The organism is Mesobaculum littorinae, from assembly GCF_004011175.1.
Classification (GTDB): domain Bacteria; phylum Pseudomonadota; class Alphaproteobacteria; order Rhodobacterales; family Rhodobacteraceae; genus Tranquillimonas; species Tranquillimonas littorinae.
This window is the reverse complement of sequence record NZ_RQXX01000001.1, coordinates 1-25940: the sequence shown is the minus strand read 5'-3', so window position 1 is coordinate 25940 and position 25940 is coordinate 1. Positions and strand designations below refer to the sequence as shown.

27 protein-coding genes are annotated in these 25940 nt (G+C 67.3%); 13 read left to right on the top strand and 14 right to left on the bottom strand.

Going from position 1 to position 25940, the window contains the following annotated elements:
* Nucleotides 1–208 precede the first annotated feature (208 nt).
* The 3 genes from EKE94_RS00135 (at nt 209) to EKE94_RS00125 (ending at nt 4368) form a co-directional block, all read left to right on the top strand.
* Entirely contained in the window at nt 209–853 is a 645-nt protein-coding gene (locus tag EKE94_RS00135) for a hypothetical protein (protein WP_127904583.1), read from the top strand.
* A 143-nt stretch (nt 854–996) separates the two neighbouring features.
* Entirely contained in the window at nt 997–2001 is a 1005-nt protein-coding gene (gene trxB, locus EKE94_RS00130; protein ID WP_127904582.1) for a thioredoxin-disulfide reductase, read from the top strand.
* A gap of 291 nt (nt 2002–2292) precedes the next feature.
* A complete protein-coding gene (locus EKE94_RS00125; protein ID WP_127904581.1) occupies nt 2293–4368 on the top strand; it encodes a bifunctional sulfate adenylyltransferase/adenylylsulfate kinase in 2076 nt (691 codons plus the stop codon).
* Between the two features lie 186 nt (nt 4369–4554).
* Here EKE94_RS00125 and EKE94_RS00120 read toward each other — a convergent pair whose 3' ends face one another.
* Nucleotides 4555–4782, bottom strand: a complete 228-nt coding sequence (locus EKE94_RS00120; RefSeq protein ID WP_127904580.1) for a DUF1150 family protein — start codon at nt 4780–4782, stop codon at nt 4555–4557.
* A gap of 16 nt (nt 4783–4798) precedes the next feature.
* A complete protein-coding gene (locus EKE94_RS00115; RefSeq protein ID WP_127904579.1) occupies nt 4799–5212 on the bottom strand; it encodes an Hsp20 family protein in 414 nt (137 codons plus the stop codon).
* Nucleotides 5213–5363: 151 nt separating this feature from the next.
* Between EKE94_RS00115 and EKE94_RS00110 the strand changes: the two genes are divergently transcribed.
* Nucleotides 5364–5582, top strand: a complete 219-nt coding sequence (locus tag EKE94_RS00110) for a YdcH family protein (protein ID WP_127904578.1) — start codon at nt 5364–5366, stop codon at nt 5580–5582.
* Nucleotides 5583–5746: 164 nt separating this feature from the next.
* Here EKE94_RS00110 and EKE94_RS00105 read toward each other — a convergent pair whose 3' ends face one another.
* From EKE94_RS00105 to EKE94_RS00090, 4 genes are all read right to left on the bottom strand, one after another.
* Nucleotides 5747–7066, bottom strand: coding sequence for a TRAP transporter large permease (locus EKE94_RS00105; RefSeq protein WP_127904577.1), 1320 nt, complete (start codon nt 7064–7066; stop codon nt 5747–5749).
* A 1-nt stretch (nt 7067) separates the two neighbouring features.
* Complete coding sequence (locus EKE94_RS00100; protein WP_127904576.1) at nt 7068–7625, bottom strand: TRAP transporter small permease subunit; 558 nt, start codon at nt 7623–7625, stop codon at nt 7068–7070.
* Nucleotides 7626–7698: 73 nt separating this feature from the next.
* Nucleotides 7699–8715: a TRAP transporter substrate-binding protein gene (locus EKE94_RS00095; RefSeq protein ID WP_127904575.1), complete on the bottom strand. Its 1017-nt coding sequence runs from the start codon at nt 8713–8715 to the stop codon at nt 7699–7701.
* A 30-nt stretch (nt 8716–8745) separates the two neighbouring features.
* A complete protein-coding gene (locus EKE94_RS00090) occupies nt 8746–9291 on the bottom strand; it encodes a gluconokinase (RefSeq protein WP_235855844.1) in 546 nt (181 codons plus the stop codon).
* Between the two features lie 50 nt (nt 9292–9341).
* Between EKE94_RS00090 and gntR the strand changes: the two genes are divergently transcribed.
* From gntR to EKE94_RS00075, 3 genes are all read left to right on the top strand, one after another.
* Nucleotides 9342–10388: an HTH-type transcriptional regulator GntR gene (gntR, locus tag EKE94_RS00085; RefSeq protein WP_127904574.1), complete on the top strand. Its 1047-nt coding sequence runs from the start codon at nt 9342–9344 to the stop codon at nt 10386–10388.
* 192 nt (nt 10389–10580) lie between these two features.
* Nucleotides 10581–11066: a 5-(carboxyamino)imidazole ribonucleotide mutase gene (gene purE / locus EKE94_RS00080; RefSeq protein ID WP_127904573.1), complete on the top strand. Its 486-nt coding sequence runs from the start codon at nt 10581–10583 to the stop codon at nt 11064–11066.
* Complete coding sequence (locus tag EKE94_RS00075) at nt 11059–12138, top strand: 5-(carboxyamino)imidazole ribonucleotide synthase (RefSeq protein ID WP_127904572.1); 1080 nt, start codon at nt 11059–11061, stop codon at nt 12136–12138. The genes purE and EKE94_RS00075 overlap by 8 nt, the downstream gene beginning before the upstream one ends.
* Before the next feature lie 121 nt (nt 12139–12259).
* On the opposite strand, the gene EKE94_RS00070 is transcribed toward EKE94_RS00075, so the two are convergent.
* From EKE94_RS00070 to EKE94_RS00060, 3 genes are all read right to left on the bottom strand, one after another.
* A complete protein-coding gene (locus tag EKE94_RS00070; RefSeq protein WP_127904571.1) occupies nt 12260–12637 on the bottom strand; it encodes a GFA family protein in 378 nt (125 codons plus the stop codon).
* A gap of 153 nt (nt 12638–12790) precedes the next feature.
* Nucleotides 12791–14437, bottom strand: a complete 1647-nt coding sequence (gene groL / locus EKE94_RS00065) for a chaperonin GroEL (RefSeq protein WP_127904570.1) — start codon at nt 14435–14437, stop codon at nt 12791–12793.
* Nucleotides 14438–14507: 70 nt separating this feature from the next.
* Nucleotides 14508–14795, bottom strand: a complete 288-nt coding sequence (locus EKE94_RS00060; protein ID WP_127904569.1) for a co-chaperone GroES — start codon at nt 14793–14795, stop codon at nt 14508–14510.
* Between the two features lie 331 nt (nt 14796–15126).
* Here EKE94_RS00060 and EKE94_RS00055 point away from each other — a divergent pair, with 331 nt between their 5' ends.
* From EKE94_RS00055 to EKE94_RS00035, 5 genes are all read left to right on the top strand, one after another.
* On the top strand, nt 15127–16047 hold the full coding sequence (locus EKE94_RS00055; RefSeq protein ID WP_127904568.1) for a manganese-dependent inorganic pyrophosphatase: 921 nt from the start codon (nt 15127–15129) through the stop codon (nt 16045–16047).
* 152 nt (nt 16048–16199) lie between these two features.
* Nucleotides 16200–17072 (top strand): TIGR01459 family HAD-type hydrolase, encoded by an 873-nt coding sequence (locus EKE94_RS00050; RefSeq protein WP_127904567.1) that lies wholly within the window; start codon nt 16200–16202, stop codon nt 17070–17072.
* A 68-nt stretch (nt 17073–17140) separates the two neighbouring features.
* The gene (locus tag EKE94_RS00045; protein ID WP_127904566.1) at nt 17141–18136 is read left to right on the top strand and encodes a bifunctional riboflavin kinase/FAD synthetase; all 996 of its coding nucleotides are present in this window, start codon (nt 17141–17143) and stop codon (nt 18134–18136) included.
* Nucleotides 18129–18665 carry a YcgN family cysteine cluster protein gene (locus tag EKE94_RS00040; RefSeq protein ID WP_127904565.1) on the top strand — a complete coding sequence of 179 codons (537 nt, stop codon included), beginning with the start codon at nt 18129–18131 and terminating at the stop codon, nt 18663–18665. The genes EKE94_RS00045 and EKE94_RS00040 overlap by 8 nt, the downstream gene beginning before the upstream one ends.
* Entirely contained in the window at nt 18662–19708 is a 1047-nt protein-coding gene (locus EKE94_RS00035) for a threonine aldolase family protein (protein ID WP_127904564.1), read from the top strand. The genes EKE94_RS00040 and EKE94_RS00035 overlap by 4 nt, the downstream gene beginning before the upstream one ends.
* A gap of 237 nt (nt 19709–19945) precedes the next feature.
* Here EKE94_RS00035 and EKE94_RS00030 read toward each other — a convergent pair whose 3' ends face one another.
* Nucleotides 19946–20557, bottom strand: a complete 612-nt coding sequence (locus EKE94_RS00030; protein WP_127904563.1) for a 2-hydroxychromene-2-carboxylate isomerase — start codon at nt 20555–20557, stop codon at nt 19946–19948.
* A 94-nt stretch (nt 20558–20651) separates the two neighbouring features.
* On the opposite strand from EKE94_RS00030, the gene EKE94_RS00025 reads away from it, so the two are divergent.
* Nucleotides 20652–21671 (top strand): ribose-phosphate pyrophosphokinase, encoded by a 1020-nt coding sequence (locus EKE94_RS00025; protein WP_127904562.1) that lies wholly within the window; start codon nt 20652–20654, stop codon nt 21669–21671.
* 246 nt (nt 21672–21917) lie between these two features.
* Here EKE94_RS00025 and EKE94_RS00020 read toward each other — a convergent pair whose 3' ends face one another.
* The 4 genes from EKE94_RS00020 to EKE94_RS00005 all read right to left on the bottom strand — a co-directional run.
* A complete protein-coding gene (locus EKE94_RS00020) occupies nt 21918–22673 on the bottom strand; it encodes a 3-keto-disaccharide hydrolase (RefSeq protein ID WP_206614996.1) in 756 nt (251 codons plus the stop codon).
* Nucleotides 22674–22739: 66 nt separating this feature from the next.
* Entirely contained in the window at nt 22740–23303 is a 564-nt protein-coding gene (locus EKE94_RS00015) for a gluconate 2-dehydrogenase subunit 3 family protein (RefSeq protein ID WP_127904560.1), read from the bottom strand.
* A complete protein-coding gene (locus EKE94_RS00010; RefSeq protein ID WP_127904559.1) occupies nt 23303–24991 on the bottom strand; it encodes a GMC oxidoreductase in 1689 nt (562 codons plus the stop codon). The genes EKE94_RS00015 and EKE94_RS00010 overlap by 1 nt, the downstream gene beginning before the upstream one ends.
* A gap of 34 nt (nt 24992–25025) precedes the next feature.
* Nucleotides 25026–25940: hydroxypyruvate isomerase family protein (locus tag EKE94_RS00005; protein WP_328590458.1), on the bottom strand; the 915-nt coding region annotated here is incomplete at its 5' end.

Below are 25940 nucleotides of genomic sequence, written 5' to 3'. Positions count from 1 at the left end.
TGTCTCCAAGAAAGCCCAAGAGGGCCGAATTTCACGCCCTGTTACTGGTATCGCTCTGGAGACGCAATAATGTTGCAGCGTTGCGCAACAAAAATACAACCGATCCGGTCCCTCCCCGCCCCAGGCCAGCATCGCCGATGGCAGATCGCGTTCCCGGACGGTTGGTTGCTCCTTGCCCCCGGGAGGCGCGCCACATAGCTGTGACCTCATGCCGAGATTGCGCCTGAAGAACATCCCCCTCCCCGTGCTGCTGGTCTGGGCCGCGCTCGGGCTGGAATTCGTGACATCGCTGCTTGAACGGCAGTGGCCGCTGGCCTTCGTGGCGGCGCTGACATTCGCGCTGACGCTGCTGCCCATCGTGCTGGCGCCGCGCGTCGGCATCCGTCTGCCGATGAGCTTTACCGCCGCGATCGTGCTGTTCATCTTCGCGACGATTTTTCTTGGCGAGGCCTTCGATTTCTACAACCGCTACTGGTGGTGGGACATGGTGCTGCACGGGGGGTCGGCGCTTGGTTTCGGGCTAGTGGGCTTTCTCTTCGTCTTCATGTTGTTCGAGGGCGACCGCTATGCCGCGCCGGCCTGGGCACTGGGTCTGATTGCCTTTTCCTTTGCCGTTACCATCGGCGCGGTGTGGGAGATCTTCGAATACGGAATGGACCAGATCTTCGGCTTCAACATGCAGAAGTCCGGGCTGCATGACACGATGAAGGATCTGATCGTCGACGTGATCGGCGCCGCGATCGGGGCCACCGTCGGTGCGCTTTACATGAAAGGGCGCGAGCTTGGCGGATTGTCCAAGCCGCTCAAGGACTTCGTCACGCAGAACGCGCAGCTTTTCCGCCGCTCGAAATAGGCCCGCACAGGCGCGGCCCCTTCGCGCCATGTCCCCTCGCGAGGGCTCTCATGCCGTGCCATGGGCTTGCCACCAACTGCCAGCTTTCATACCTGAACGCCACGCCGGCAAAACCGGAAACGTAGAAACGAAAGGGCGGCACCATGGCCGAGACGAAGCACAGCAAGGTTCTGATCATCGGCTCCGGCCCGGCGGGCTACACCGCCGCGGTCTATGCCTCGCGCGCGATGCTGGACCCCGTCCTGATCCAGGGCATCCAGCCCGGCGGACAGCTGACCATCACCACCGATGTCGAGAACTGGCCCGGCGAGGCGTCGATCATGGGCCCCGACCTGATGGTCAAGATGGAGGCCCATGCCCGCGAGATGGGGACCGAGATCATCGGCGACATCATCACCTCGCTCGATCTGTCGCGGCGGCCCTTCACCGCGCAATCCGACAGCGGCACGGTCTACACCGCCGACGCGCTGATCCTGGCCACGGGTGCGCAAGCCAAGTGGCTGGGCCTGCCCAGCGAGGAGAAGTTCAAGGGCTTCGGCGTGTCGGCCTGCGCCACCTGCGACGGCTTCTTCTATCGCGGGCAGGAGGTCGTGGTGATCGGCGGCGGCAACACCGCCGTGGAAGAGGCACTGTTTTTGACGAACTTCGCCAGCAAGGTCACGCTGATCCACCGCCGCGACACGCTGCGGGCGGAAAAGATCCTGCAGGACCGGCTGTTCAAGAACCCCAAGGTCGAGATCATGTGGAACCACGCCGTCGACGAGGTCGTGGGCGCCGAGACCCCGCTGGGCGTCGAGGGTGTGAAGGCCCGCCATATCGAGACCGGCGAGGTGACGCAGGTGCCCTGCGCCGGCTTCTTCGTGGCGATCGGTCACGCGCCGGCGTCGGAACTGGTGGCCGACCAGCTGGACACGCATCACGGTGGCTACGTGGTGACCAAGCCCGATTCGACCGAAACGTCGGTGCCCGGCGTTTTCGCCGCGGGTGACCTGACGGACCACGTCTATCGCCAGGCTGTGACCAGCGCCGGCATGGGCTGCATGGCCGCGCTGGAGGCCGAACGCTACCTCGCCGGGCTGGGCGAGGTCGAGGACAAGGACGAAAGCGAACCGCTGGGCTACGGCGCTCCGATCGAAGCGGGGCACTGATCGCGGTTTCATCCGCTTTCGACCGTCGAGCCCCGAGCATTTCCGGCGCGCGGACCGTCCCGCGCGCCGACTTCCCCTCCCCGGCCAAGCCGCCCGGCTGGCCACCCTTCGACAGACCGCGGGAGACTGGGCGGCGTCGTGCTCGCCATGTCCTGCGGTGCGATCGAAGCCGCCCATACCTGGAGAGACTTCGCAGAAATTCGCTCGCCTCCCAGATTCGGGGGTTCCATGACGCCGGGGCATATGCAATGTGTTCATCCGTGAACAAACTTTCAGCCATCGGCCCTACCCGTGACGCACGCCCCTGAGATTTCAGACGAGGAAGGCCAGACCTTCCGCCTCTTGCGCCAGGTCGACCTGACGCCGGAAGCGTCGCAGCGGGGGATCGCCGCGGCGCTCGGGATATCGCTTGGCCGACTCAACACGCTGCTGCGCCAGGCAAGCGAGGCGGGGTTCGTGCGCGTGACCGACCGCGCCGGTCCCGACCGGCGACACCGCTTCAGCTACGAGCTGACGACGCGTGGCGCCACGGAGAAGGCCCGGCTGGTCGATCGGTTCCTTGCCTCGAAATTTGCCGAATACAACGCACTGCACGCCGAACTGACCGGCGCAAACGCCACCCTCGACACCTCACCATACAGGACCCGCATGATGTCGAACTCCTTCGCCCCGATCCCGGAACTCTACGTCTCGTACGACTCGGCCCAGAAGCTGAAGGTCGAAGCCGGCACCCTGCCGTCGCTCGACCTGACGCCGCGCCAGATCTGCGACATCGAGCTGCTGATGAACGGTGGCTTCTACCCGCTCAAGGGTTTCCTGGGCGAGGCCGACTACGACGGCGTCGTCGAGAACATGCGCCTGGCCGATGGCACCCTCTGGCCCATGCCGATCACGCTGGACGTCGGCGAAAAGTTCGCCGACAGCATCGAGCCGGGGCAGGATATCGCCCTGCGCGACCAGGAGGGCGTGATCCTCGCCACCATGACCGTCACCGACAAGTGGGTGCCCAACAAGTCGCGCGAGGCCGAAAAGGTCTTCGGTGCCGATGACGATGCGCATCCGGCGGTCAACTACCTGCACAACCAGGCCGGCAAGGTCTACCTGGGCGGGCCGGTAACCGGCATCCAGCAGCCCACGCACTACGACTTCAAGACCCGTCGCGACACGCCCAACGAACTGCGCGCCTTCTTCCGCAAGATGGGCTGGCGCCGGATCGTCGCGTTCCAGACGCGCAACCCGCTGCACCGCGCGCACCAAGAGCTGACGTTCCGCGCCGCGCGCGAAAGCCAGGCCAACCTGCTGATCAACCCCGTCGTCGGCATGACCAAGCCGGGCGACGTCGACCACTTCACCCGCGTGCGCTGCTACGAGGCGGTGCTGGACAAGTACCCCGCCGCGACCACGACGATGAGCCTTCTGCCGCTCGCCATGCGCATGGCCGGCCCGCGCGAGGCGGTGTGGCACGGCCTGATCCGCAAGAACCACGGCGTCACCCACTTCATCGTCGGCCGCGACCACGCCGGCCCGGGCAAGAACAGCCAAGGCGAGGACTTCTACGGCCCCTACGACGCGCAGGAGCTGTTCAAGGAGCACCAAGAAGAGATGGGCATCGAGATGGTGCCGTTCAAACACATGGTCTACGTGCAGGAGCGCGCCCAGTACGAACCGAATGACGAGATCGCGGACAAGGATAACGTCACGATCCTCAACATCTCGGGCACCGAGCTGCGCCGCCGCCTGCGCGAAGGGCTGGAAATCCCCGACTGGTTCTCGTTCCCCGAGGTCGTCAAGGAACTGCGCCGCACCTCGCCGCCGCGCTCCGAACAGGGGTTCACCGTTCTCTTCACCGGCTTTTCGGGGTCGGGCAAGTCGACGATCGCCAACGCGCTGATGACCAAGCTGATGGAGATGGGCGGCCGCCCGGTGACGCTTCTCGACGGTGACATCGTGCGCAAGAACCTGTCGTCCGAACTGGGTTTCTCTAAGGAGCACCGCGATCTCAACATTCGCCGCATCGGCTATGTGGCGTCCGAGATCACCAAGAACGGCGGCATCGCGATCTGTGCGCCCATCGCGCCCTACGCGGCCACCCGCCGCGCGGTGCGCGAGGATATCGAGGCTTTCGGCGCCTTCGTCGAGGTTCACGTCGCCACCCCGCTCGAGGAATGCGAGCGCCGCGACCGCAAGGGGCTCTACAAGCTGGCGCGCGAGGGAAAGATCAAGGAGTTCACCGGCATCTCCGATCCCTATGACGAGCCCAAGAACCCGGAATTGCGGATCGATACCCAGAACGTGGATGTCGACAACTGCGCCCACCAAGTCCTGCTGAAACTGGAAAGCATGGGGCTGATCGGGACCGAACGCTGAAGCCCCGACCGGACACACGCGTAGATCAGCGGCCCTGCCCCCGCGGGCGGGCCGCCCCTTGCGACCACACGGGCCATCAGGCCATCGGTTCGCCCTAGTCGATCGCAAAAAGGGCCGCGTCTTCGGGTGAAGACGCGGCCCTTTCGCATTCTCTGGCGGGATCAAAAGCCCGCGCGTCAGGCGCGATCAGTGCACGCTGACCGGCGCCAGATCGTTCTGCCGCGCCACGATGAACGCCAGCTGCCGGTCCTTGACCAGCGCCAGCCGGTCGCCTTCTTCGTTGTGGACGGCATAGACCAGGTCGAGGTCGCCTGCCTGTTCGCGAACGTCGTCCGGCAGGTCATGAACCTTCACGGGACGGACATAGACGATGTTCTGGCCCCCCTCGGGGACGGCTTCGTAATGCGTATCCATCTGGACTACCTTTCCCTCAACCTTTCGAAATCTGGATCGTGCGGACCACCGTTTCGGGCACGGACCGCTCCAGATCGACATGCAGCAAACCGTTTTCCAGCGCCGCGCCTGCCACCTCAACGCCGTCGGCCAGCACGAAGGTCCGCTGAAACTGCCGGGCGGCGATGCCGCGATGCAGGAACAACCGATCCTCCGACGGCTCGGACTGGCGTCCGCGCACCACAAGCTGGCGATCCTCGACGGTGATCGACAGGTCGTCGTCGCCGAACCCGGCGACAGCCAGGGTGATGCGATACGCGGTCTCGCTGGTTTGTTCGATATTATAGGGGGGATACCCTCCGGCATCCGACTTGGCGGTGCGCTCGACCAGCCGTTCAAGCTGCTCGAACCCCAAGAGGAACGGGTGGGACCCAAGGGCCATTTTCGTCATCGACACGTCCTTCATCAAGCGATCGTGCAGATCAGCCCCGTGCGGCGGCTGTCTGACCCGAATATGGGGGCGGGTTTCACGCCCTACAAGGTTTCTTTGCGATCGCGCGCAAACGCGCTAGACAGGGGGCGCAAAGCCCGGGATAGCGAAAATGAACGCCTCCAGCCGAATGGAAACAGAAGAGGTCCTGCGCGTGAAGCTCGGGGTGCTGCGCCGCGAGCATGCCGACCTCGACGCCGCGATCCGTGCCTTGCAGGACGGACCGCCGGGCGAGGCGTTCACCCTGCAGCGCCTGAAAAAGCGCAAGCTGGGACTGAAGGATGAAATCGCCCGAATCGAGGATCGCCTGATCCCCGACATCCTGGCCTGAGCCGGGCCAAGGGCACGGCGCCGGGCCTACGGCACCCGAAACCACTCCAGGTGACCCGACCGCGCAGGCCATGCCGCCTGCCGGCCCTGTCCCGCGCCGCATCGCGACCAACGGGCGAGAGGTCCCCGGGGGGCCGCGCGGCGGGCGCCCCCCCCCGGGCCGGTTCAGCGCCCGGTGATCCCGGGGAAGGCGATCAGCACCGCCAGCGCCAGGACCTGCAGCGCGATGAACGGCAGGAGCGACTTGAAGATCTCGCCGAGGCTGATCTCGGGCGGCGCCACGGATTTAAGGTAGAAGGCCGCAGGTCCGAAGGGCGGCGTGAGAAAACTCACCTGCATGTTCATGCAGAACAGCACCCCGAACCACACCGCATCATAGCCCAGATCTTTGATGATCGGCACGAAGACCGGCATCGCCAGAAGGGCGATCCCCACCCAGTCGAGGAACATGCCCAGCACGAAGAGGATCGCCATCATGAACAGCAGGACATGAAGCGGATCGTCGCTGAGGTTCGTCAGCAGCGACCGGATGAAGTCCAGCCCGCCCATCAGGTTGAAGACCCCGACCAGGGCCGACGCGCCGATGCCGATCCAGACGATCATGCCGACGGTCCGCAGTGTCTGCAGCGCCGCGCCCGTGAGCAGGCCAAAGGTGAACTCGCCCCGGATCATCGTCGACACGATCACGCCCAGCACGCCCACGGCCGATGCCTCGGTCACGCTGGCGACGCCGCCGTAGATCGAACCCAGGACCCCGATGACCACGAGGATCGGCAGGATCAGCCCCTTGAGCAGCGGCAGTCTGTCGCGCCATGTCTGGCTGTCGTCGGCCTCCATCACGGGGGCGACGGCGGGGTTGAGGTAGGCGCGGATCAGCACGTAGGCCACGTAGAATCCCGCCAGCATCAGGCCCGGCAGGAAGGACGCGGTGAAGAGATCCCCGATCGACACGTTCGCCGTCAGACCATAGATGATCAGCACGATCGAGGGCGGCACCATGGTGCCCAGCGCCCCGCCCGCGCAGACCACGCCGATGGCCAGCCGCCGGTCATAGCCCAGCCGCAGCATCTGCGGCAGCGCGATCAGGCCCAGCAGGACGATCTCGCCGCCGATGATGCCCGACATCGCGGCCAGGATGACCGCGACCAGGATCGTCTGGATCGCCACGCCGCCGCGCAGACGGCCGCCGACCAGCTTCATCGCGTCGAAAAGGTCCCGCGCAATGCCGGATCGGTCGAGGATCGCGGCCATCAGCACGAACATCGGCACCGAGACAAAGACGAAGCTGGAGACGAAGGAATAGACACGGCTGGTGATCAGCGGCACCGCCATCGGCCCGAACCAGCCCAGGGCGAAGATCAGCGCGACCAGAAGTGTTACGAAGGCCAGCGGGATGCCGGTGACCAGAAGCACCAGCAGCATCGCGAACATGAGGTAGGTGGCGTTTTCGACGCCGAGGCCCTGAAGCGAACCGAAAATGTCCATGTCAGCGCCTTCCCCGCGCGTAGTTGATGGCAAGGATGAGGAACTGGAGGGCCATCACGGCCATCACGGCAAGCAGGAAGAGCTTCATCAGCCCCGGGTAGACCGGGTCCCACGCGCTGCCCGAGGTTTCGAGCCGGAAGTCACCCGCGGGGGTGAAGACCGCCCGTTCGACCATCAGCCACGCGGCCCAGGCGAACATGCCCGAGGCCAACGCGCAGATGACCGAGATCACGATGTCCAGGATGCGGCGTGCCCCTCGCGGGATCGCATCGTAAAGCAGCACCACGCGGATGTGGTTGTCCTGCGCCACGCAGTAGAGCCCGCCGTAGACGAAGGCGATCCCCGACAGGAAGATCGTCGTCTCGTGCGCCCAGACCGTGGGCGAATTGAAGAAGTAGCGCAGCACCACCTCCTGGATCAGGATCAGCATCGCCACAACGATGCCCGCCGCGAACACCAGCCCCCCGGCCGAGATCGCCCTACCCAGCAGGCCGGATTCGGCGATGGCCCCCTGCGGCGCCTCGTGGGCCGCCTCGCTCGTCTCTTGATGGCTGACCATCTGTCCCCTCCTCGGACTGCAAGACCCCGGGCCGACGCGCAGGCCGGCCCGGGCATGGCTCGGGTCGCTGCGATTACTCGGACTGCATCAGCCCGGCATCGGTGAGGTAGGTGGTCAGCGAATCGTAGACCTTCTGTGCGTTCTCCGACTTGTCGGCCACGGTCTGCCATTCGCCCTGCGCGATCTGGCGGAAGCGCGCGCGCTCGTCCTCGGGCCAGTCGTGGATCGTGATGTCACCGGCTTCGCGGGCCTTCTCGACGGCGGCCTCGTCGGCGGCGCGAAGTTCCGACACCTGCATCTGCGCGAACTCGGCGACCGATTCGACCAGCGCGGTCTGCTGCTCTTCGGGCAGGCTGTCGAACTTTTCCTTGTTCATGGAAATCTCGACCAGCGGCATCGAGTGGAAGCCGGGGTAGACCGGGTGCTTTGCGACGTCGTGCATGCCCTGCGCCTGGTTGGTCGAGAACACGGTGTAGTCGGCCGCGTCGATCACGCCCTTGTCGAGCGAGGTGAAGACCTCGGACCCGGGCAGGTTCACCGGCGCGGCACCGGCCGCGGCAAAGACCTGCTGCACCAGCCCCTCGGGCGCGCGCATCTTGAGGCCCTGCAGGTCGTCGACCCCGTCCAGCGGCACCTTCGCCACCAGCGCCTCGAGCCCCGGGGTCGTCGCGCCGAGGAACTGCAGGCCATACGGGTTCAGCAGCTCGTTCATCAGCTCGCGGCCGCCGCCCTCTTCCATGTAATCGAACATTTCCTGCGGGTCGGACCACGCGCCGACGGGGTTCGCGATCAGGCCGAAGGCCGGGTCCTTGCCCGCAAAGTACGAGGTGTCGGTGACGTGGCCGTCAAGAATGCCGGCGGCGATGGCGTCCTGCGTTTCGTTATGGGCGACGATGGATTCGACCGGCAGAAGCTCGACCGTGATGGCGCCGTCGGTCTTTTCGGAAACGCTTGCGGCCCATTCCTTCTGCAGCAGGAAGTTGGGGTTGCCCGCGGGGTCCGACGACTGAAAGCGCAGCGTCATCTCCTGCGCCAGCGCGCCGGTCGCGGTACCAAGGGCCAGCAGGGCGGTCAGGGTAAGGGTCTTCATGTTTGGTCCTCCCAAGGTGAAAAGTCCCGGTTACGCCGAGGGGCGTTCCGGGGTCGTGAATTCGACCGCCTGCGCCACGAGCGCATCGAGCGGCTGATCGATATCCAGCCGCAGGACACGCGCGCCTGCGGGCGGTTCGAGAGCGGACAACTGGCTGTCGATCAGGCTGACGGGCATGAAATGTCCTGCACGGTCGGCCATGCGCCGGGCGACCAGATCGCGGGCGCCGTCCAGGTGGATGACGTCGATCTCGCCAAGCGTTTCGGACAGACGGTCGCGATACGCCCGCTTCAGCGCCGAACAGGCGATCGCCGTCGGCCGGCCTTCGGCGAGGGCGGCCTGCGCCACGCGGTCAAGCCAGCCCCAGCGGTCGTCGTCGGTCAGCGCCTCGCCACGGGCCATCCGGGCAATCGCCTCGGCCGAATGATGATCGTCGGCCTCGACGAATCCCCGCCCGGTGCGCGCGGCCAGCAGCCCGGCGACGGACGATTTGCCCGTGCCGCAGATGCCCATGACCAGCACGTGCCGCATAGCTCCCCCCATGGTTGCGCGCTGCGCGAATGACAGCGTTGTCATGGGCGCAATGCTTATTGACAGCGCTGTCATGCGTCAAGGATAGTTTCCCCATGTCACGCATCGATGCCCCCTCCCCCTCTGGCCGCAGGTCGTCCCGCCGCGTCACCCTCGCCGACGTCGCGGCCCGGGTCGGCACCTCGACGATCACCGTCAGCCGTGCGCTGCGCCGCCCCGAAATGGTATCGCCCGCCCTGCGCGCCCGGATCGCCGAGGCGGTGCACGAGCTGGGATACATCCCCGACCCGGCGGCACAGGCCCTGGCGTCGCAGCGCACCTCGGTCATCGGAGTTCTGATCCCGTCTGTCACCAACAACGTGTTCTCGGACGTGCTGAGCGGGGTCTACAGCGCCGTCTCAGGGACGCCCTACAAGGTCCAGCTCGGCAACACCCGATACCGCAGCGAAACCGAGGAAGAGCTGATCCGCGTCTTCCTCAGCCAGCGCCCCGCGGGGCTGGTGGTGGCGGGCGTCGACCAGACGCCCGAGGCGCGCACCCTGCTTGAACGGGCCGGATGCCCGGTGGTGCAGATCATGGACCTGGCCCAGGATCCCATCGACATGATGGTGGGCTTTTCCCACCACGAGGCGGCGCAGGCGGCGACCGAACACCTGATCGCACAGGGCTACCGGGCCCCGGCCTTTATCGGGGCCCGGATGGATCCCCGTTCGACACGCCGCCGCGCAGGGTTCCGCGCCGCGCTCGACGCCGCCGGCCTGCCCGTCGAGGGGCACGAGATGGTGACGAACGACGCCTCCAGCGTATCGCTGGGCGGCACGCTTCTGGACCGGCTGCTGGCGCAGGCGCCCGAAACCGACGCGGTCTTTTGCAACAACGACGACCTCGCGCTCGGGGTGCAGTTCGCGGCGCTGCGACGGGGATTTCGGATCGGGGAAAGCTTCGGCGTCTGCGGCTTCAACGATTTCGAGGTCAACGCCGCCGCCTATCCCACCCTGACCAGCCTGCGCACCTTCCGGCACGACATGGGGCGCACCGCGATGGAGAAGATCCTGGCCCGCCTCGACGACCGCGATCCGGGCCCCAGGATCGCCGACCTCGGGTTCCGTCTGATGCCGCGTGAAAGCACCCGCCGCGGGTAGGCGCCGCGCGCGGCCCCACGGGGCCAGCCCCGCAGCCCGGTCCGCCCCCCCCCTGTCACTGCCGGCTATAGCCTGCCGCACGAGGATCCGGCTCCGCGCCCTCGCGGTGGACACCGTGACGGCCCGCGCCCGTTGCGCCATGGGGCGGCTGCGTATACTGGCCGGGGCAGATCGAAGTTCAGGAGGCAGGCGATGGGCGTCGACGTCGGGATCATCATGGGCAGCCAGTCGGACTGGCCCACGCTGCGCGAGGCGGCGACCATTCTGGACGAGCTGGGCGTCACGCACGAAACCCGCATCGTCTCGGCCCACCGCACGCCGGACCGGCTGTGGGACTACGGCAAGACCGCCGTGGACCGCGGCCTGAAGGTGATCATCGCCGGCGCCGGAGGGGCGGCGCATCTGCCCGGCATGATGGCGTCGAAGACCCGGGTGCCGGTGATCGGTGTACCGGTGCAGACCCGGGCGCTGTCCGGGGTCGATTCCCTCTATTCAATCCTGCAGATGCCCAAGGGCTTTCCCGTCGCGACCATGGCGATCGGGTCGGCTGGCGCGGCCAACGCGGGCCTGATGGCCGCCGCGATCCTCGCCGTCTCCGACCCTGCGCTGGCCGGGCGGCTGGATGCCTGGCGCGCCGCGCTCTCGGCCTCGATCCCCGAGGAGCCCAGCGATGACTGAGACCACGCCCCCCCTCGCCCCCGGATCCACGATCGGCATCCTCGGCGGCGGCCAGCTGGGCCGCATGCTGTCGGTGGCCGCGTCCCGGCTGGGGTTCAAGACCTGCATCTTCGAACCCGGCGGCGATTGCCCCGCCTCGCATGTCGCGAATTTCCACATGAAGGCCGGCTATGACGATACCGAGGCGCTGACCCGTTTCGCGCAGTCGGTCGATGTCGTGACCTACGAGTTCGAGAACATCCCGACCGCCGCGCTGGATACCGTCGAGGCGATCCGCCCGATCCGACCGGGACGCGAGGCGCTGCGCGTCAGCCAGGACCGGCTGACCGAGAAGACCTTCCTCGCCGATCTGGGCCTGACCGTCGCGCCCTTTGCCGCCGTGGACGGCGCCGAGGACCTCGGCACCGCGCTGGCGCAGGTGGGCGCGCCAGCGATCCTCAAGACCCGGCGCTTCGGCTACGACGGCAAGGGACAGGCGCGGCTGGCCACGGCGCAGGACGCCGACGCGGCCCTTGCCACCCTCGACGGTGCGCCCGCGATCCTGGAAGGCCTCGTGCCGTTCGAGCGCGAGGTTTCGGTGATCGGCGCCCGCGGTGCCGACGGGTCCGTGGCCTGCTTCGATCCGGGCGAGAACCTGCACGAGGACGGCATCCTGCGGACCACGACCGTGCCTGCGCGGCTCAGCGCATCGCAACGCACCGACGCGGTGCTGGTCGCGGCACGCATCCTCAACGCGCTCGACTATGTCGGAGTTCTGGGGGTCGAGCTTTTCGTGACGCCGGACGGCTTTGTCGTGAACGAGATCGCGCCGCGGGTCCACAACTCGGGCCACTGGACGCAGAACGGTTGCGACATCGACCAGTTCGAACAGCATATCCGCGCGGTGGCAGGCTGGCCCCTGGGCGACGGGTTGCGCCATTCCGACGTGGTGATGGAGAACCTGATCGGTGCCGACATGGACCGCCTGCCCGATCTCAGGACCTCGGGCGCGGCGCTGCACCTTTACGGCAAGGCCGAGGTGCGCGCGGGACGCAAGATGGGCCACGTGAACCGCCGCACCGGCGCCGCCTGACCGCGGCCCGGGCGCCCGAGGACACTGGCAGGGGACGACGCCAGTGCCCGGACGCGCCCTCAGGCTGCATCAACCAGGGTCTCTAGCGCCCCCGACCCCCGGTCGCGTCGCGCGCCGGGACCTACGCGTCCTCCCTGTCACGCGGAAACTGGGCCGCACCGGGGACCGGGGTCAGCCAGCTTTCGCGCCGGCAGGTCCAGACCTCGTAATCGGGGCGCAGACTGTCGGGGGTATCGAGAGCGCCCAGATGAACCTCGATTTCCTCGCCGCTCTGCGCAAAGACCGACGAGCCGCAATCGGGACAAAAGGCACGCCCGCGATAGGCCCGCCATGGTCCGGTAATCCGCACGTTATCGGCCCGGAAGATCGCGGCCGCATAGAACGGCGCGCCATGGTGGCGGCGGCAGTCCAGACAGTGGCACAGGCCGACACGCAGCGGCCGACCCCTGGCCGAAATGCGCAGCGCCCCGCAAAGGCATCCTCCGTCGTGGCGTTCCATGCTTGGCACCTCGTGGGTTTGCGGGCTCGCAGGCGTAAGGCCAAGACTGGACCACCGCGCCCCCGCCCACAACGAGAAAGGGGCGCCCCTTGCGGAACGCCCCTTCCTGTCTGTCGGGGTCGACCGGCGATGCCGATCGGTGGCCCGGGTGGCTTACATCATGCCGCCCATGCCGCCCATGTCGGGCATGCCGCCGCCGGCGCCGCCCTGGCCTTTCGGCTCGGGCTTGTCAGCGATCATCGCTTCGGTGGTGATCAGCAGGCCGGCGATCGAGGCTGCATCCTCGAGCGCGGTGCGCACCACCTTGGCCGGGTCGATCACGCCGAACGAGAACATGTCGCCATATTCTTCGGTCTGGGCGTTGAAGCCGAACTTGAGGTCCGAGCTTTCGCGGATCTTGCCCGCGACGACCGAGCCGTCGACACCGGCGTTCTCGGCGATCTGGCGCAGCGGCGCTTCGAGCGCGCGGCGCACGATGGCGATACCGGCGTTCTGGTCGCTGTTGATGCCTTCGAGCCCTTCGAGCGCCTTGGCACCCTGGATCAGGGCCACGCCGCCACCGACGACGATGCCTTCCTGAACGGCCGCACGGGTCGCGTTCAGCGCGTCATCGACGCGGTCCTTGCGCTCTTTGACTTCGACTTCGGTCATGCCGCCGACGCGGATGACAGCCACACCGCCGGCGAGCTTCGCCACGCGTTCCTGCAGCTTTTCACGGTCGTAGTCCGAGGTGGTTTCCTCGATCTGGTTGCGGATCTGGCCGACGCGGGCTTCGATCTCGGCGCTGTCGCCGGCACCGTCCACGATCGTGGTCTCGTCCTTGGTGATCGAGACGCGCTTGGCCTGGCCCAGCATGTCGACGGTCACGTTCTCGAGCTTCATGCCCAGATCTTCCGAGATCACCTGGCCGCCGGTCAGGACGGCGATGTCCTGCAGCATGGCCTTGCGGCGGTCGCCGAAGCCGGGGGCCTTGACGGCAGCGATCTTCAGGCCGCCGCGCAGCTTGTTGACCACGAGGGTCGCCAGCGCTTCGCCTTCGACGTCCTCGGCGATGATGAGGAGCGGCTTCTGGCTCTGGATCACCGACTCGAGCAGCGGCACCATCGGCTGCAGCGACGAGAGTTTCTTCTCGTGCAGCAGGATCATGCAATCGTCCAGCTCGGCAATCATCTTGTCCGAGTTGGTGACGAAGTAGGGCGACAGGAAGCCGCGGTCGAACTGCATGCCTTCGACGACGTCGGTTTCCGTTTCGAGACCCTTGTTCTCTTCGACGGTGATGACGCCTTCGTTGCCGACTTTCTGCATCGCGTCGGCGATCTGGCGGCCGATTTCGGCTTCGCCGTTGGCCGAGATGGTGCCGACCTGAGCGACTTCGTCGGTGCCCGACACGTCACGCGCGGCGGCGCGGATCTGCTCGACGACCTTGGCAGTGGCCATGTCGATGCCACGCTTGAGGTCCATCGGGTTCATGCCCGCGGCGACCGACTTCATGCCTTCCTTGACGATGGCCTGGGCCAGAACTGTCGCGGTGGTGGTGCCGTCGCCGGCTTCGTCATTGGTGCGGGAAGCGACTTCCTTCACCATCTGCGCGCCCATGTTCTCGAACTTGTCTTCCAGTTCGACTTCCTTGGCGACGGTGACGCCGTCCTTGGTGATGCGGGGCGCACCGAACGATTTGTCGATGACGACGTTGCGGCCCTTGGGGCCCAGCGTGACCTTGACCGCATCGGCCAGGATGTTCACGCCTTTGAGCATCCGGTTGCGGGCATCGGTGTCGAATTTGACGTCCTTGGCAGCCATTATGCTTGCTCCTTGAATGTCGTGTGTTTCACAGAAGAAAAGGCGCGGCCCTGCGGGGGCCGCGGGACGATCAGGCGATGATGCCCAGGATGTCCGATTCCTTCATGATCAGCAGGTCTTCGCCGTCGAGGCTGACCTCGGTGCCCGACCATTTGCCGAACAGCACCTTGTCGCCGGCCTTGACCGTCATCGCGATCAGTTCGCCGGAATCCTTGCGGGCGCCTTCACCGGTCGAGACGATTTCGCCTTCGGCAGGTTTCTCTTTGGCGCTGTCGGGGATGATCAGACCGCCCTTGGTCTTATCGTCGGACTCGACACGGCGGACCAGCACGCGGTCATGCAGCGGTTTGAAAGCCATCTCTGAACGCTCCTTCGGGTTCACGTTTGTCTTCACTTATCACTCACTAGGGGTGAGTGCTAACGACGGGGAGATAGGGGACTGCCTTCACGCTGTCAACTGGGATCGCGCGACCTGCGCCGCAACCCCCCCGCGCCGCGGGGGCTCGCCTGCAGCGGCAATCCGCCGCTGCCTTCGTGGGGGAGGCGGCGCACCCCCGAAGCGGTCCCCTTTCGGGCAGCTTGACGACGGGCTCGCCGCCGGCGGACCGTGGCCCCCCGGGCCGGGTGACAAGGCCCGGCGCCCTGAATATAAGGGCGCCGAAACCAAACCGGATCACGGGACAGCCTCAATGACCATCAAAGTCTTCGGACACAAATCCCCCGACACCGATTCCACCGGCTCGCCGATCATCTGGGCGTGGTACCTAAACGAGGTCGAGGGCCGCGATGCCGCCCCCGCCCTGCTGGGCGAGCCCAACACCGAAGCGGCGTTCATGCTGCAGCGCTGGGGCCTCGACAAGCCGCAGATCATCGACGGCGTCGGCGCCGGCGATCCGGTGGTCATCGTCGACACCAACAACCCTGCCGAGCTGCCCGCGGACATCAACGCCGCCGACATCACCGCGATCATCGACCACCACAAGCTGGTCGGCGGGATCGAGACCAAGGGTCCGATCGACATCACTGTCCGCCCCGTCGCCTGCACCGCGACCATCATGCACGACCTGATGGGCGCCGAGGCGACCAAGATGCCCGATCCGATCAAGGGCGCGATGCTGTCCTGCATCCTGAGCGACACGCTTGAATTCCGCTCGCCCACCACGACCGACGCGGACCGCAAGCTGGCCGAGACGCTGGCCGCCGACCTGGGCGTCGACATCCCCGGCTACGCCGCCGAGATGTTCGCCGCGAAGTCCGATGTCTCGGCCTTCTCCGACGCCGAACTGCTGCGGATGGATTCCAAGGAATACGAAGTCGGCGGCAAGAAATTCCGCGTCTCGGTGCTGGAAACCACGTCGCCGGAAACCGTGCTGGCGCGCAAGGCGTCGCTGGTCGCCGCGATGGACGAGGTCGCGCGCGAGGACGGCGTGGACCAGGTCCTGCTTTTCGTCGTCGACATCCTGCGCGAAGAGGCGACGATGCTGGTCCCCAACGACCTGACGCGCCAAGTCGCCGAGAAGAGCTTTGCCACCGTCTGCGGCGACGACACCGTCGTGCTGCCCGGCATCGTCAGCCGCAAGAAGCAGATCATCCCGAACCTCGCAGTCTAAATCCCCCACCCCGGCCACGCGCGCCCGCCGCGCGTGGCCGCCACCGGGTCCGGCCGGGGCGTGCCCTTCCGGTTGGCGCCCCGGGCCCGGGTCCGACCGGCGCACGCCCGACCCTGCGCGGATCGCGCATCATCATCAGGAGGCTGCGGCCCGTGACCCGACTTATCGAGACCCTCGACCAGATCGCCGACGACTACGATGTCCTCTACTGCGATCTCTGGGGCTGCGTGCATGACGGCCTGCGCGCCCTGCCCGAGGCCGTGCTGGCGCTGAACGCCTTCCGCGCCGCGGGCAAGACGGTGGTCCTGGTCACCAACTCCCCCCGCCCGCGCGCCTCGGTCGCCACGCAACTGGACAGCTTCGGCGTGCCGACCTCGGCCTGGGACGCCATCGCCAGCTCGGGCGACGCGGCGCGCGTGGCCCTTTTCGAAGGCGCCGTGGGGCGCGACGTGTGGTTCATCGGCGCCGAGCACGACCGCGCCTTTCTCGACCCCCTCGCGCTCGTCGCCTCGCCGATCGAGCCGCGGCTGGTCGCGCCCGAGGCGGCCGAGGGCATCGTCTGCTGCGGCTTCCCGACGCCCGGCGAAGAGCCCGAGGCCTATCGCCCGACGCTCGAAGCAGCAGTCGGGCGCGGGCTGAAGCTCTTGTGCGCGAACCCCGACATCGTCGTCGACCGGGGCGAGACGCGGGAATGGTGCGCGGGCGCGCTGGCGCGTCTCTATACCGACCTCGGCGGCGAGAGCCTCTATTTCGGCAAGCCACACGGCGCGATCTACGACCTCGCGCGCCGGCGGCTGGACGAAACCGGGCGCGCGCCCGACAGCCCCCGCATCCTGGCCGTGGGCGACGGCATCCACACGGATATCAGGGGCGCGCGCGACGCCGGTATCGACAGCCTCTTCGTGACCGGCGGCCTCGCGGCCCGGGAAACCCGCACCGACAGTCAGCCCGAACCGCAGGCGCTGGCCGCCTATGTCGAGGCAGAGGGCGTCGCCCCGGACTTCGCGATCGGCTTCCTGCGCTAGGGCCGCGCCGCAGCGGCATCGCCCGACCCCGCTTGCACCCGCGCGGGAGCGGCGCTATCGCATCGCCCATGCGGATCGTGCGGGATCATCAGTTCGTCGCCGAAGGCGATCGCGGCGCGAGCGCGGCCATCGGCAATTTCGACGGCGTCCATCTGGGCCATCGGGCGGTCATCGACCTTGCCCGGGCCGAGGCCGTGCGGCTGGGCGCGCCGCTCGGGGTGATGACCTTCGAACCGCATCCGCGTGAATTCTTCGCCCCCGACAGCCCGCCGTTCCGGCTGATGAACGCCGAGGCGCGCGCCAACCGGCTGGACCGTCTGGGGGTGGATCTGCTCTACGAGCTTCCCTTCGACACTACGCTGTCGCAACTGCCAGCACGGGCCTTCGCCGAAGAGGTGATCGCCCGGGGGCTGGGTCTGCGCCATGTCGTCGTCGGGCGCGATTTCCGCTTTGGCAAGGGGCGCGACGGCGATGCCGATGCGCTGGCTGCCTTCGGCGAGGAATTCGGGTTTGGCGTCACCCGCGCCGATCTTCTGGAAACAGCCGGGCTGCGCGTCTCCTCGACCTCGATTCGCGAGGCGCTGGCCGAGGGCCGGGTGCGCGACGCGACCGCGATGCTGGGCCACCACCACAGGATCGAAGGCGCGGTACTGCACGGCGACCGGCGCGGGCGGGACCTGGGCTACCCCACCGCCAACATGTCGATCGCCGGGCTGCACCAGCCGCGGTTGGGCGTCTATGCCGTGCGCGTGCGGGTCCTGACGGGCGCCTACGCGGGCGACTACGACGGCGTCGCCTCGATCGGGACGCGCCCGACATTCGGCGTCAACGCGCCCAACATCGAAACCTTCCTCTTCGATTTCCGCGGCGATCTTTACGGCGAACACCTCTCGGTCGCGCTGGTCGAGTTCTTGCGGCCCGAGCTGAAATTCGACGACCTGGACAGCCTGATCGCGCAGATGGACGACGACAGCGCCCACGCCCGGTCGATCCTTGCGCAAGAACGGGCCGATCAGGGCGCATCGGCGCCGCTGGATGGCCGGACGGACGGCATCGATGGCTGAGCATGACCGCAGCGATGGGCGCAGCGACGACCGCAGCGACGGGCACAGGGAAACCGCCCGCGATCCGATCCCGCGCGACCGCCTGCGCCCCCGCTACTGGGACACGACGCCGCTGGACCAGATGACGCCCCGCGAATGGGAAGCCCTCTGCGACGGCTGCGGCAAATGCTGCCTCAACAAGCTTGAGGACGAAGAGACGGGCGAGGTCGCGCTGACCCGCATCTCCTGCAGGCTATTCGACGACGGATCATGCCGCTGCGCGCAATACGAGATCCGCAAGCAATTCGTTCCCGAATGCGTGGTTCTGTCGCCCCGCAACCTGCCCGAAGTCGCCTATTGGATGCCCGCCACCTGCGCCTACCGGCTGCTATGGGAGGGCAAGCCGCTTTACGACTGGCATCCGCTGATCTCGGGCACGCCCGAGAGCGTTCACGACGCGGGCGTCTCAGCCCGCGGGATCACCATTCCCGAATTCGAGATACCGGAGGAGGAGTGGGAGGATCACATCATAGAGGAACCCGGCACATGAACTTCGCCTCCGACAACTCCAGCGCCGCCCATCCCAGCGTGATGGAGGCCGTGGCCGCCGCGAACCGCGACTATGCCATGCCCTACGGCAAGGACCCGATCATGGACCGCGTCCGCGCCCGCCTGCGCGAGGTGTTCGAGGCGCCGCAGGCTGCCGTTTACCTCGTCGCCACCGGGACGGCGGCGAATGCGCTGGCGCTGGCCAGCTACTGCCAGCCCTTCCAGGCCGTGTTCTGCCACGCCGACGCGCATATCAACGTAGACGAATGCGGCGCGCCCGAATTCTATACCACCGGGTCCAAGCTGGTGCTGACGCAGGGCCGCGATGCAAAGATGACGCCCGAGGGTCTGGACGCCGCGATCCGCACCACCGGGGGTGCCGTCCACTCGGTCCAGCCCGGCATCGTGTCGCTGACCAACTCGACCGAAAACGGCACCGTCTACTCGGCCGAGGAAACGCGTGCGCTGTGCGACGTGGCAAAGTCCCACGGCCTGCCCGTGCACCTTGACGGCGCGCGGTTCGCCAACGCGGTGGTCGCAACCGGCGCCTCGCCGGCCGAGCTTTCGCGCAAGGCCGGCGTCGATGTCGTGTCCTTCGGCGGCACCAAGAACGGCTGTCTCGGGGTCGAGGCGGTGGTGTTCTTCGACCCCGCCAAGGCGTGGGAGTTCGAGCTGCGGCGCAAGCGGGGCGGGCACCTGTTCTCCAAGCACCGTTACCTTTCGGCGCAGATGGAGGCCTACCTGGCCGACGACCTGTGGCTCGACCTCGCGCGCGCTGCCAACGACGCGGGGCGCACCCTGTCGGACGGCATCTCGCAGGCGGGCGGCCGGCTTCTGCACCCGACCGACGCGAACGCGGTCTTCGCCGCCTTCCCGCGCGCGGCGCATCGGCGCCTGCAGGACGCCGGCGCCGCCTACTACCTCTGGCCCGGCGGGCAGTCGCTGGAAGGGCCCGACGACGAGCTTCTATCGGCGCGGATGGTCTGTTCCTGGTCCACCGCGCCCGAGGAGACGGCGCGATTCCTCGAACTTCTGCACGGCTGAGGCATCGGGGGACAGGCCCCGCCCCCGACAATACCGCCCCCGACAATCCCCTCCCTGACCATCCCGCCCCTGCCCGCCCCGCCCCTCAGGCCCGTGTGTCGGGCAGGCGTCTCGGGCTGTCGTCGGTGGGCGGCGGGGCCGGTCAACGGCACCCGCCGGAGGGCATCCGCCCGACTTAATCAACCTGTCCCCGGGCGCAGGTGCCCCCGGCCGGCCCTTGGGCCCCGCCGATGCCTGTCAGATCTTGCCCCCCAGGTGCAGGTCCAGATCCTCAAGCCGGTCGCGCCCCCAGAACCGGGCGTCGTCGGGCGTGATGTAGAAGGGTGCGCCGAAAACCCCGCGGGCCGCGGCCTCTTCCAGATTGGCGGCATAGGTTTCGGCACCGGCCAGCAATCCGCTGTCGGCAAGCGCGGGATCGAAGCCCGTGCGCGCGAGGCAGTCGCGGATCGTGTCGTCCTCTGCAATGTCGCGCTCTTCTGCCCAGCAGGCGGCAAGGATCGCCCGCACCAGCGCGCCTACGTCGCCGTCTGCGCCCGCCTCGACCGCCCGCTGCGCGGCGATGACGGCATAGGACGACGGCGCGGCATTCGTGGGCCAGTGCGCCGGCGCGACGGCCAGCGGCAGCCCGACCTTGCGCGCGCTCCGGGCAAGATCCTGCGCGCGGTACTCAAGCCGCGCGGGGTGGCGGTCGCCCACGGGCGTCCCGCCGGTGCGTGGGAACAGCTGGGCCAGATCGAGGGGCTTGTAGACGATGGTCGCGTCGTGTCGGGCGGCAATCCGCTCAAGCCCGTCGCCCGCGAGGTAGGCATAGGGCGACAGGGTCGAAAAGAAATAGTCTATCTTTGGCATTTTGCATCCTCCTGCGGCGCTTCGGCTTGCGCGACGGTACGCCCGTGTTAATCCGTGTCAACGCGACCGCAGCTGCCACAGGACCCCTGCCCCCATGCCCTCCATGATCGAGCCGAAACTCATCTCCGGCAACGCCAACATGCCGCTTGCCAACTCAATCGCACGGCGGATGTCGCTGCACCGGGGGATGAATGTCGGGCTGGTCGACGCAAGGGTCGAGCGGTTCAACGACGGCGAGGTCTTCGTCGAGGTGTTCGAGAACGTCCGCGGCGAGGACATGTACGTGATCCAGCCGACCTCGAAACCCGCCAACGACAACCTGATGGAGCTTCTGATCATCACCGACGCGCTGCGCCGGTCGTCGGCGGCCAAGATCACCGCCGTGATCCCCTATTTCGGCTATGCCCGACAGGACCGCCGCACCAAGTCGCGCACGCCGATCTCGGCCAAGCTGGTCGCCAACATGCTGACCGAGGCCGGCGTGGCGCGGGTGCTGACGATGGATCTGCACGCGGCGCAGATACAGGGCTTCTTCGACATCCCCGTCGATAACCTATATGCCGCGCCGATCTTCGCGCTGGACATCATGCACCACTTCAAGGGGCAGCTCGACAACCTGACCGTGGTGTCGCCCGACGTCGGCGGCGTGGCGCGCGCGCGGTCGCTGGCGCAGCGGCTGGGTTGCGCGCTGGCGATCGTCGACAAGCGCCGCGAAAAGGCCGGTGAGGTCGCCGAGATGACGGTGATCGGCGAGGTCGAGGGAAAAACCTGCCTGATCGTCGACGACATCTGCGATACCGCCGGCACCCTGTGCAAGGCCGCGGAGGTCCTGATGGGCAACGGAGCGCAGGAGGTCCACGCCTATACCACGCACGGCGTCCTGTCGAAGCCGGCGGTCGAGCGGGTGAGCGCGTCGAAGCTGAAAAGCCTCGTGATCACGGACACGATCGAAACGCCGAAGGCCGCGCTGGAGGCGCCGAACATCCGCGTGGTGCCCACCGCGCCGATCTTCGCCCAGGCGATCCTGAACACCTGGCACGGCACCTCGATCTCGTCCCTGCTCGAAGTCGACACGCTGGTGCCGATCTACGAAGGCACCTACGCCCGCCCCTGACCGCGGGCCCCAAGATCTGCCAGGCCTGCGGGGGCAGCGCCCCTGCCCGGCCGATACTTGCACGTTTGAAACGCAGCGCGGCGCCTCGGTTTGCGGTGGCGCCGCGCTCTGCAAGTTAGTGGTCAGTCGATCAACTCAGCGCAGGATTCTGATGACCCGTCGGGCGATTGCCTCGCGCTCATCGTTGCGCGCCGGGCGGGGCGGCCGAGGCGCCGGACCCGGAGGGCCCGGCACCCGGACACGGGGTCACGACAAGTCGCGCACCCAGATGTTGCGATAGGCCACGTCGGCGTCGTGATCCTGCAGCATGATCGGCGCGCAACCATGTGCCTCGTCGTAGCTAGGGGCTCCGATCCAGACGGTCTTTCCCTGGATCTGGACGTCGTTCTGCACGACGATCCCGTTGTGCATCACCGTCACGCGCGCGGGCTCGCTCACCCGGTCGTCGGATCCGAATTCGGGGGCGGTGTAGATAATGTCGTAGCTTTGCCATTCCCCCGGCGGCCGCGAGGCGTTCACGAGCGGGATGTGCTGCTTGTAGATCGACCCCGCCTGCCCGTTGGCGTAGGTCGGGTTGTCGTAGCTGTCGAGCACCTGAACCTCGTAACGCTCTTGCAGGAACACGCCGGAATTTCCCCGGTCCTGCCCGTCGTAGCCTTCGGTCTCTTCTGGCGCGCGCCACTCGACGTGAAGCTGCACGTCGCAGAAGTCTTGCGTGGTGCGGATCGCGCCCGAGCCGCGGTTCACCCGCATGATCCCGTCCTCGACCAGCCACGCGGCCTTGCCACCCTCGACGCTTTCCCAGGCTTCGAGACTGTCTCCGCCAAAGAGGACGGTCGCGTCCGAGGGGGCCTCGTCCGCCGGCGCCGCGATCTTCGGCGGCTTCGGTCCGTCAAGCTCGGTGATGGTCGAGCGTGCCGCGTCGCTCATTTCCTGCGCCATTGCGGGGGCGGCACCGTTCAGCGCGGCCAGGGCGGCCAGCGCGGTCATCATACGTGTCATGTCTCTCTCCCTCATGTTCGGGGGCGGGGCGCCTGACGCGGCAACCCGCCCGTAGTCACGCCGTGATCAGGTCGCCCAGGCGGGTTCGCCGTTGTAGTCGACATCGCCATCGAAGCGTCCCGGCACGGCGACGTAACGCAGCACCTCGGTGGCGCCGACCTGGGACGTGAAGAAGGCGAAGATCACCAGCTGCTTCATCATCGTGAACCAGTGCAGGTCGGCGGCGCCCGCCCCCTCGCCCGCGCCCGACGCGACGATCCTTGCAGTCATGTCGAGATCGTCGACGAAGGCACGTCTCTGGCTGTCGGACAGTCCCGCGAAATCGGTGCCGTAGACGACCTGCACCCGGTCGCGCAGGTCGTCCAGGCCCGCGCGGAACAGCGCCTGCTCCCCGTCGTCGTAACAGTCCGAGACGTATTGCGTGATGAAGGGGCCGACATCGGCGTCCCTGGCGCCGGGCGTGTCGGTGGCGGGCAGGATCGTCTCGCCCAGATCGTTGAGAAGCTGACCATCCTCGGACGAGAACAGGTTCTGCCCCGTCTCGGTCGGCTCGTAGGCCTGGACCTTGCCGGCGATGAAGGCCGTGCCCGTCGCCGCCGCGATCATCTGGAGAAGCTGTCTGCGCTGCATCAGAGGTTTCCTTTCTTCAGCTCGGACACCGCGAAATCCGCGGCGCGCGCGGTCATCGCCATGTAGGTGAGCGAGGGGTTCACGCAGGAGGCCGAGGTCATCGCCGCGCCGTCGGTGACGAAGACGTTCGGCGCGTCCCAGACCTGGTTATGGGCGTTGAGCACGCTGGTCTTGGGGTCGCGCCCCATGCGCGCGGTCCCCATTTCGTGGATGCCCATGCCGGGCGCATAGCCCCAGTCGAAGCCCTCCACGTTTGAGCCACCCGCCGCGGTCAGCATCTCGACCGCATCGTCGCGCATGTCCTTGCGCATCCGCTCTTCGTTCTCGCCGATCTCGACCGAGAACTTCAGGACCGGCAGGCCCCAGGCATCGGTGACGTCGGGATCCAGCGCGATGTGGTTGTGATGCGCGGGCAGCATCTCGCCGAAGGCCAGCATCATCATCGTCCACTCGCCCGGCCGTGACAGCGCATGCTTGAGGTCCGCGCCGCTGCCCAGTTCCGCAACAGACCGGTCCCAGCCCTCGCGGCTGGCGCTGCCCTGGTAGCCGAAGCCCCGCACGTAGTCGCGGCTGTCGCCGTTCCAGTTGCGGTAGCGCGGCATGTAGTACCCGGTCGGGCGACGACCGTAGTAGTACTTGTCCTCGAACCCTTCCAGCGTCGCCTGCGCGCCGGTGCGGAAATGGTGGTCCATCACGTTGTGGCCCAGCTCACCGCTCGACGAACCAAGCCCGCCGTCCCAGACATCCGTCGCGGAGTTCATCAGGATCCAGGTCGAGTTGAAGGTCGAGGCGTTCAGGAAGATGACGTTGGCGGTGTATTCGTAGGTCTGCCCGGTCTCTGAATCGATCACCTCGACCCCGGTGGCGCGCTTCCTGTCCTTGTCGTACATCACCTGCCGCACGATGGAATGCGGGCGCAGCGTAAGGTTCCCCGTCGCCATCGCCGCCGGCAGGGTCGAGGACTGGGTGGCGAAGTAGGCGCCGTAGGGGCAGCCAAGCCAGCATTTGTTGCGGAACTGGCACTTCGTCCTGCCCTCGTCGGGCTTGTCCTCGGTCATGTTCGCCATGCGCGCGTTGATCAGGTGACGTTCGCCGCCGAACTCGCGCTTGATGCGCTCGGACACCGTCTTTTCCACGATGTTGAGCGGGATCGGAGGCTGGAAATTACCGTCGGGAAGAACGTCGAGCCCGTCGCGGTTGCCCGAGATGCCGGCATGCCCCTCGACGTAGTCGTACCACGGCGCGAGGTCGGAGTACCGGATCGGCCAGTCGACGGCGATCCCCTCCTTGGCGTTCGCCTCGAAATCCGCCTCGTTCCAGCGGTAGGTGTGCCGCCCCCAGAGAAGCGACCGCCCCCCCACGTGATAGCCGCGGTACCAGTCGAACCGCTTCTCCTCGGTATAGGGGTTCTCCTGCTCGTCGGCCCACATGCCGTGGGTCTGTTCGTTGAGCGGGTAGTCGCGGCTGAGCACGGGGTGCTTTTCGACCATGTCGCGCGTCGGCTCGCCGCGATGCGGATAATCCCACGCCTCGTTCTGGGCGTTCACGTAGTCGACCTGGTGCTCGATGTTGCGGCCGCGTTCCAGAAGCAGAACCTTCAGCCCCTTCTCGGTCAGCTCCTTGGCAGCCCAGCCGCCACTGATCCCCGACCCCACGACGATCGCGTCGTAGTGCATGTCGTCCGCCATTTTCTCTCCTCCTCTGGCTATGTCGCTGGATGTCTCAGACGCTGCAGATCCGGACCGCGTCGCGCAGGGACGCGGCGGGATCGCTGGCGGTCGGCAGGAACTCCTGCGCGAGGTATCCGGTGAACCCGGTCTCCTCGATCGCGCGGATGATCGCCGGATAGTGCAGTTCCTGGTTCTCGCCGATCTCGTTGCGGCCGGGCACGCCCGCGGTGTGGTAGTGGCCGAAACAGTCGCCGTGATCGCGGACCGTCCGGATCACGTCGCCCTCCATGATCTGCATGTGATAGATGTCGTAGAGCAGGCGGAAGCTGTCCGAGCCGAGCCGGGTGCACAGCTCGACCCCCCAGGGCGAATTGTCCGCCATGTAGTCGGGGTGATCGACCTTCGAGTTCAGAAGCTCCATGTGCAACACGACGCCCCGATCCTCGGCCCGGGACAGAATGCGCCCGATCCCCCGCTCGGCATTCGCAAGCCCGGTGCCGGGGTCCATGCCGCGCGCGTTGCCCGAGAACAGGATCAGGTTGCGATAGCCCGCCTCGGCCACGAGGTCGATGTGACGTTCGTAGCTTTGCACCAGCGCGTCGTGAAACTGCGGGTCGGCGAAGCCGTCCGTCAGGTTCGGCTCGGCGCCGTTGCACATCGAGCTGTCGAGACCGGCATCCTTCAGCGTCTGCCAGTCGGCGGGGCCGACGAGGTCGATAGCCTGCATGCCGATGCCGCGGGCCAGCGCGCAGAGATCGGGCAGCGCCATCGCGTCGAAGGTCCAGCGCGCGACGGAGTGGCGGACGCCCGCCCTGTTGCCGGCCGCCTGATTTGCCGTGGTGTTGGCCGGGCTTTCGGTGGCCCCGCCCGTCGCGGCGGCTGCCGCGCCGGCCTGCAGCCCGGCCGCCCCGGCCAGGGCACCGAGCGCCATTTGCCGGCGAGTAAGGTCGCGGTGTGCAGGGTCCTG

Bases quoted from the DNA above. Each gene is read 5' to 3' on its own strand.
- EKE94_RS00095 (WP_127904575.1), bottom strand. From the start codon at position 8,715: ATGAAGACCCTTACCCTGACCGCCCTGCTGGCCCTTGGTACCGCGACC.
- EKE94_RS00110 (WP_127904578.1), top strand. From the start codon at position 5,364: ATGAACGCCTCCAGCCGAATGGAAACAGAAGAGGTCCTGCGCGTGAAG.
- EKE94_RS00105 (WP_127904577.1), bottom strand. From the start codon at position 7,066: ATGGACATTTTCGGTTCGCTTCAGGGCCTCGGCGTCGAAAACGCCACC.
- EKE94_RS00100 (WP_127904576.1), bottom strand. From the start codon at position 7,625: ATGGTCAGCCATCAAGAGACGAGCGAGGCGGCCCACGAGGCGCCGCAG.
- groL (WP_127904570.1), bottom strand. From the start codon at position 14,437: ATGGCTGCCAAGGACGTCAAATTCGACACCGATGCCCGCAACCGGATG.
- EKE94_RS00115 (WP_127904579.1), bottom strand. From the start codon at position 5,212: ATGACGAAAATGGCCCTTGGGTCCCACCCGTTCCTCTTGGGGTTCGAG.
- trxB (WP_127904582.1), top strand. From the start codon at position 997: ATGGCCGAGACGAAGCACAGCAAGGTTCTGATCATCGGCTCCGGCCCG.
- EKE94_RS00030 (WP_127904563.1), bottom strand. From the start codon at position 20,557: ATGCCAAAGATAGACTATTTCTTTTCGACCCTGTCGCCCTATGCCTAC.
- EKE94_RS00070 (WP_127904571.1), bottom strand. From the start codon at position 12,637: ATGGAACGCCACGACGGAGGATGCCTTTGCGGGGCGCTGCGCATTTCG.
- EKE94_RS00135 (WP_127904583.1), top strand. From the start codon at position 209: ATGCCGAGATTGCGCCTGAAGAACATCCCCCTCCCCGTGCTGCTGGTC.
- EKE94_RS00040 (WP_127904565.1), top strand. From the start codon at position 18,129: ATGGCTGAGCATGACCGCAGCGATGGGCGCAGCGACGACCGCAGCGAC.
- EKE94_RS00010 (WP_127904559.1), bottom strand. From the start codon at position 24,991: ATGGCGGACGACATGCACTACGACGCGATCGTCGTGGGGTCGGGGATC.
- purE (WP_127904573.1), top strand. From the start codon at position 10,581: ATGGGCGTCGACGTCGGGATCATCATGGGCAGCCAGTCGGACTGGCCC.
- EKE94_RS00035 (WP_127904564.1), top strand. From the start codon at position 18,662: ATGAACTTCGCCTCCGACAACTCCAGCGCCGCCCATCCCAGCGTGATG.
- EKE94_RS00045 (WP_127904566.1), top strand. From the start codon at position 17,141: ATGCGGATCGTGCGGGATCATCAGTTCGTCGCCGAAGGCGATCGCGGC.
- EKE94_RS00015 (WP_127904560.1), bottom strand. From the start codon at position 23,303: ATGCAGCGCAGACAGCTTCTCCAGATGATCGCGGCGGCGACGGGCACG.
- EKE94_RS00120 (WP_127904580.1), bottom strand. From the start codon at position 4,782: ATGGATACGCATTACGAAGCCGTCCCCGAGGGGGGCCAGAACATCGTC.
- EKE94_RS00055 (WP_127904568.1), top strand. From the start codon at position 15,127: ATGACCATCAAAGTCTTCGGACACAAATCCCCCGACACCGATTCCACC.
- EKE94_RS00060 (WP_127904569.1), bottom strand. From the start codon at position 14,795: ATGGCTTTCAAACCGCTGCATGACCGCGTGCTGGTCCGCCGTGTCGAG.
- gntR (WP_127904574.1), top strand. From the start codon at position 9,342: ATGTCACGCATCGATGCCCCCTCCCCCTCTGGCCGCAGGTCGTCCCGC.
- EKE94_RS00025 (WP_127904562.1), top strand. From the start codon at position 20,652: ATGCCCTCCATGATCGAGCCGAAACTCATCTCCGGCAACGCCAACATG.
- EKE94_RS00075 (WP_127904572.1), top strand. From the start codon at position 11,059: ATGACTGAGACCACGCCCCCCCTCGCCCCCGGATCCACGATCGGCATC.
- EKE94_RS00020 (WP_206614996.1), bottom strand. From the start codon at position 22,673: ATGACACGTATGATGACCGCGCTGGCCGCCCTGGCCGCGCTGAACGGT.
- EKE94_RS00090 (WP_235855844.1), bottom strand. From the start codon at position 9,291: ATGACAACGCTGTCATTCGCGCAGCGCGCAACCATGGGGGGAGCTATG.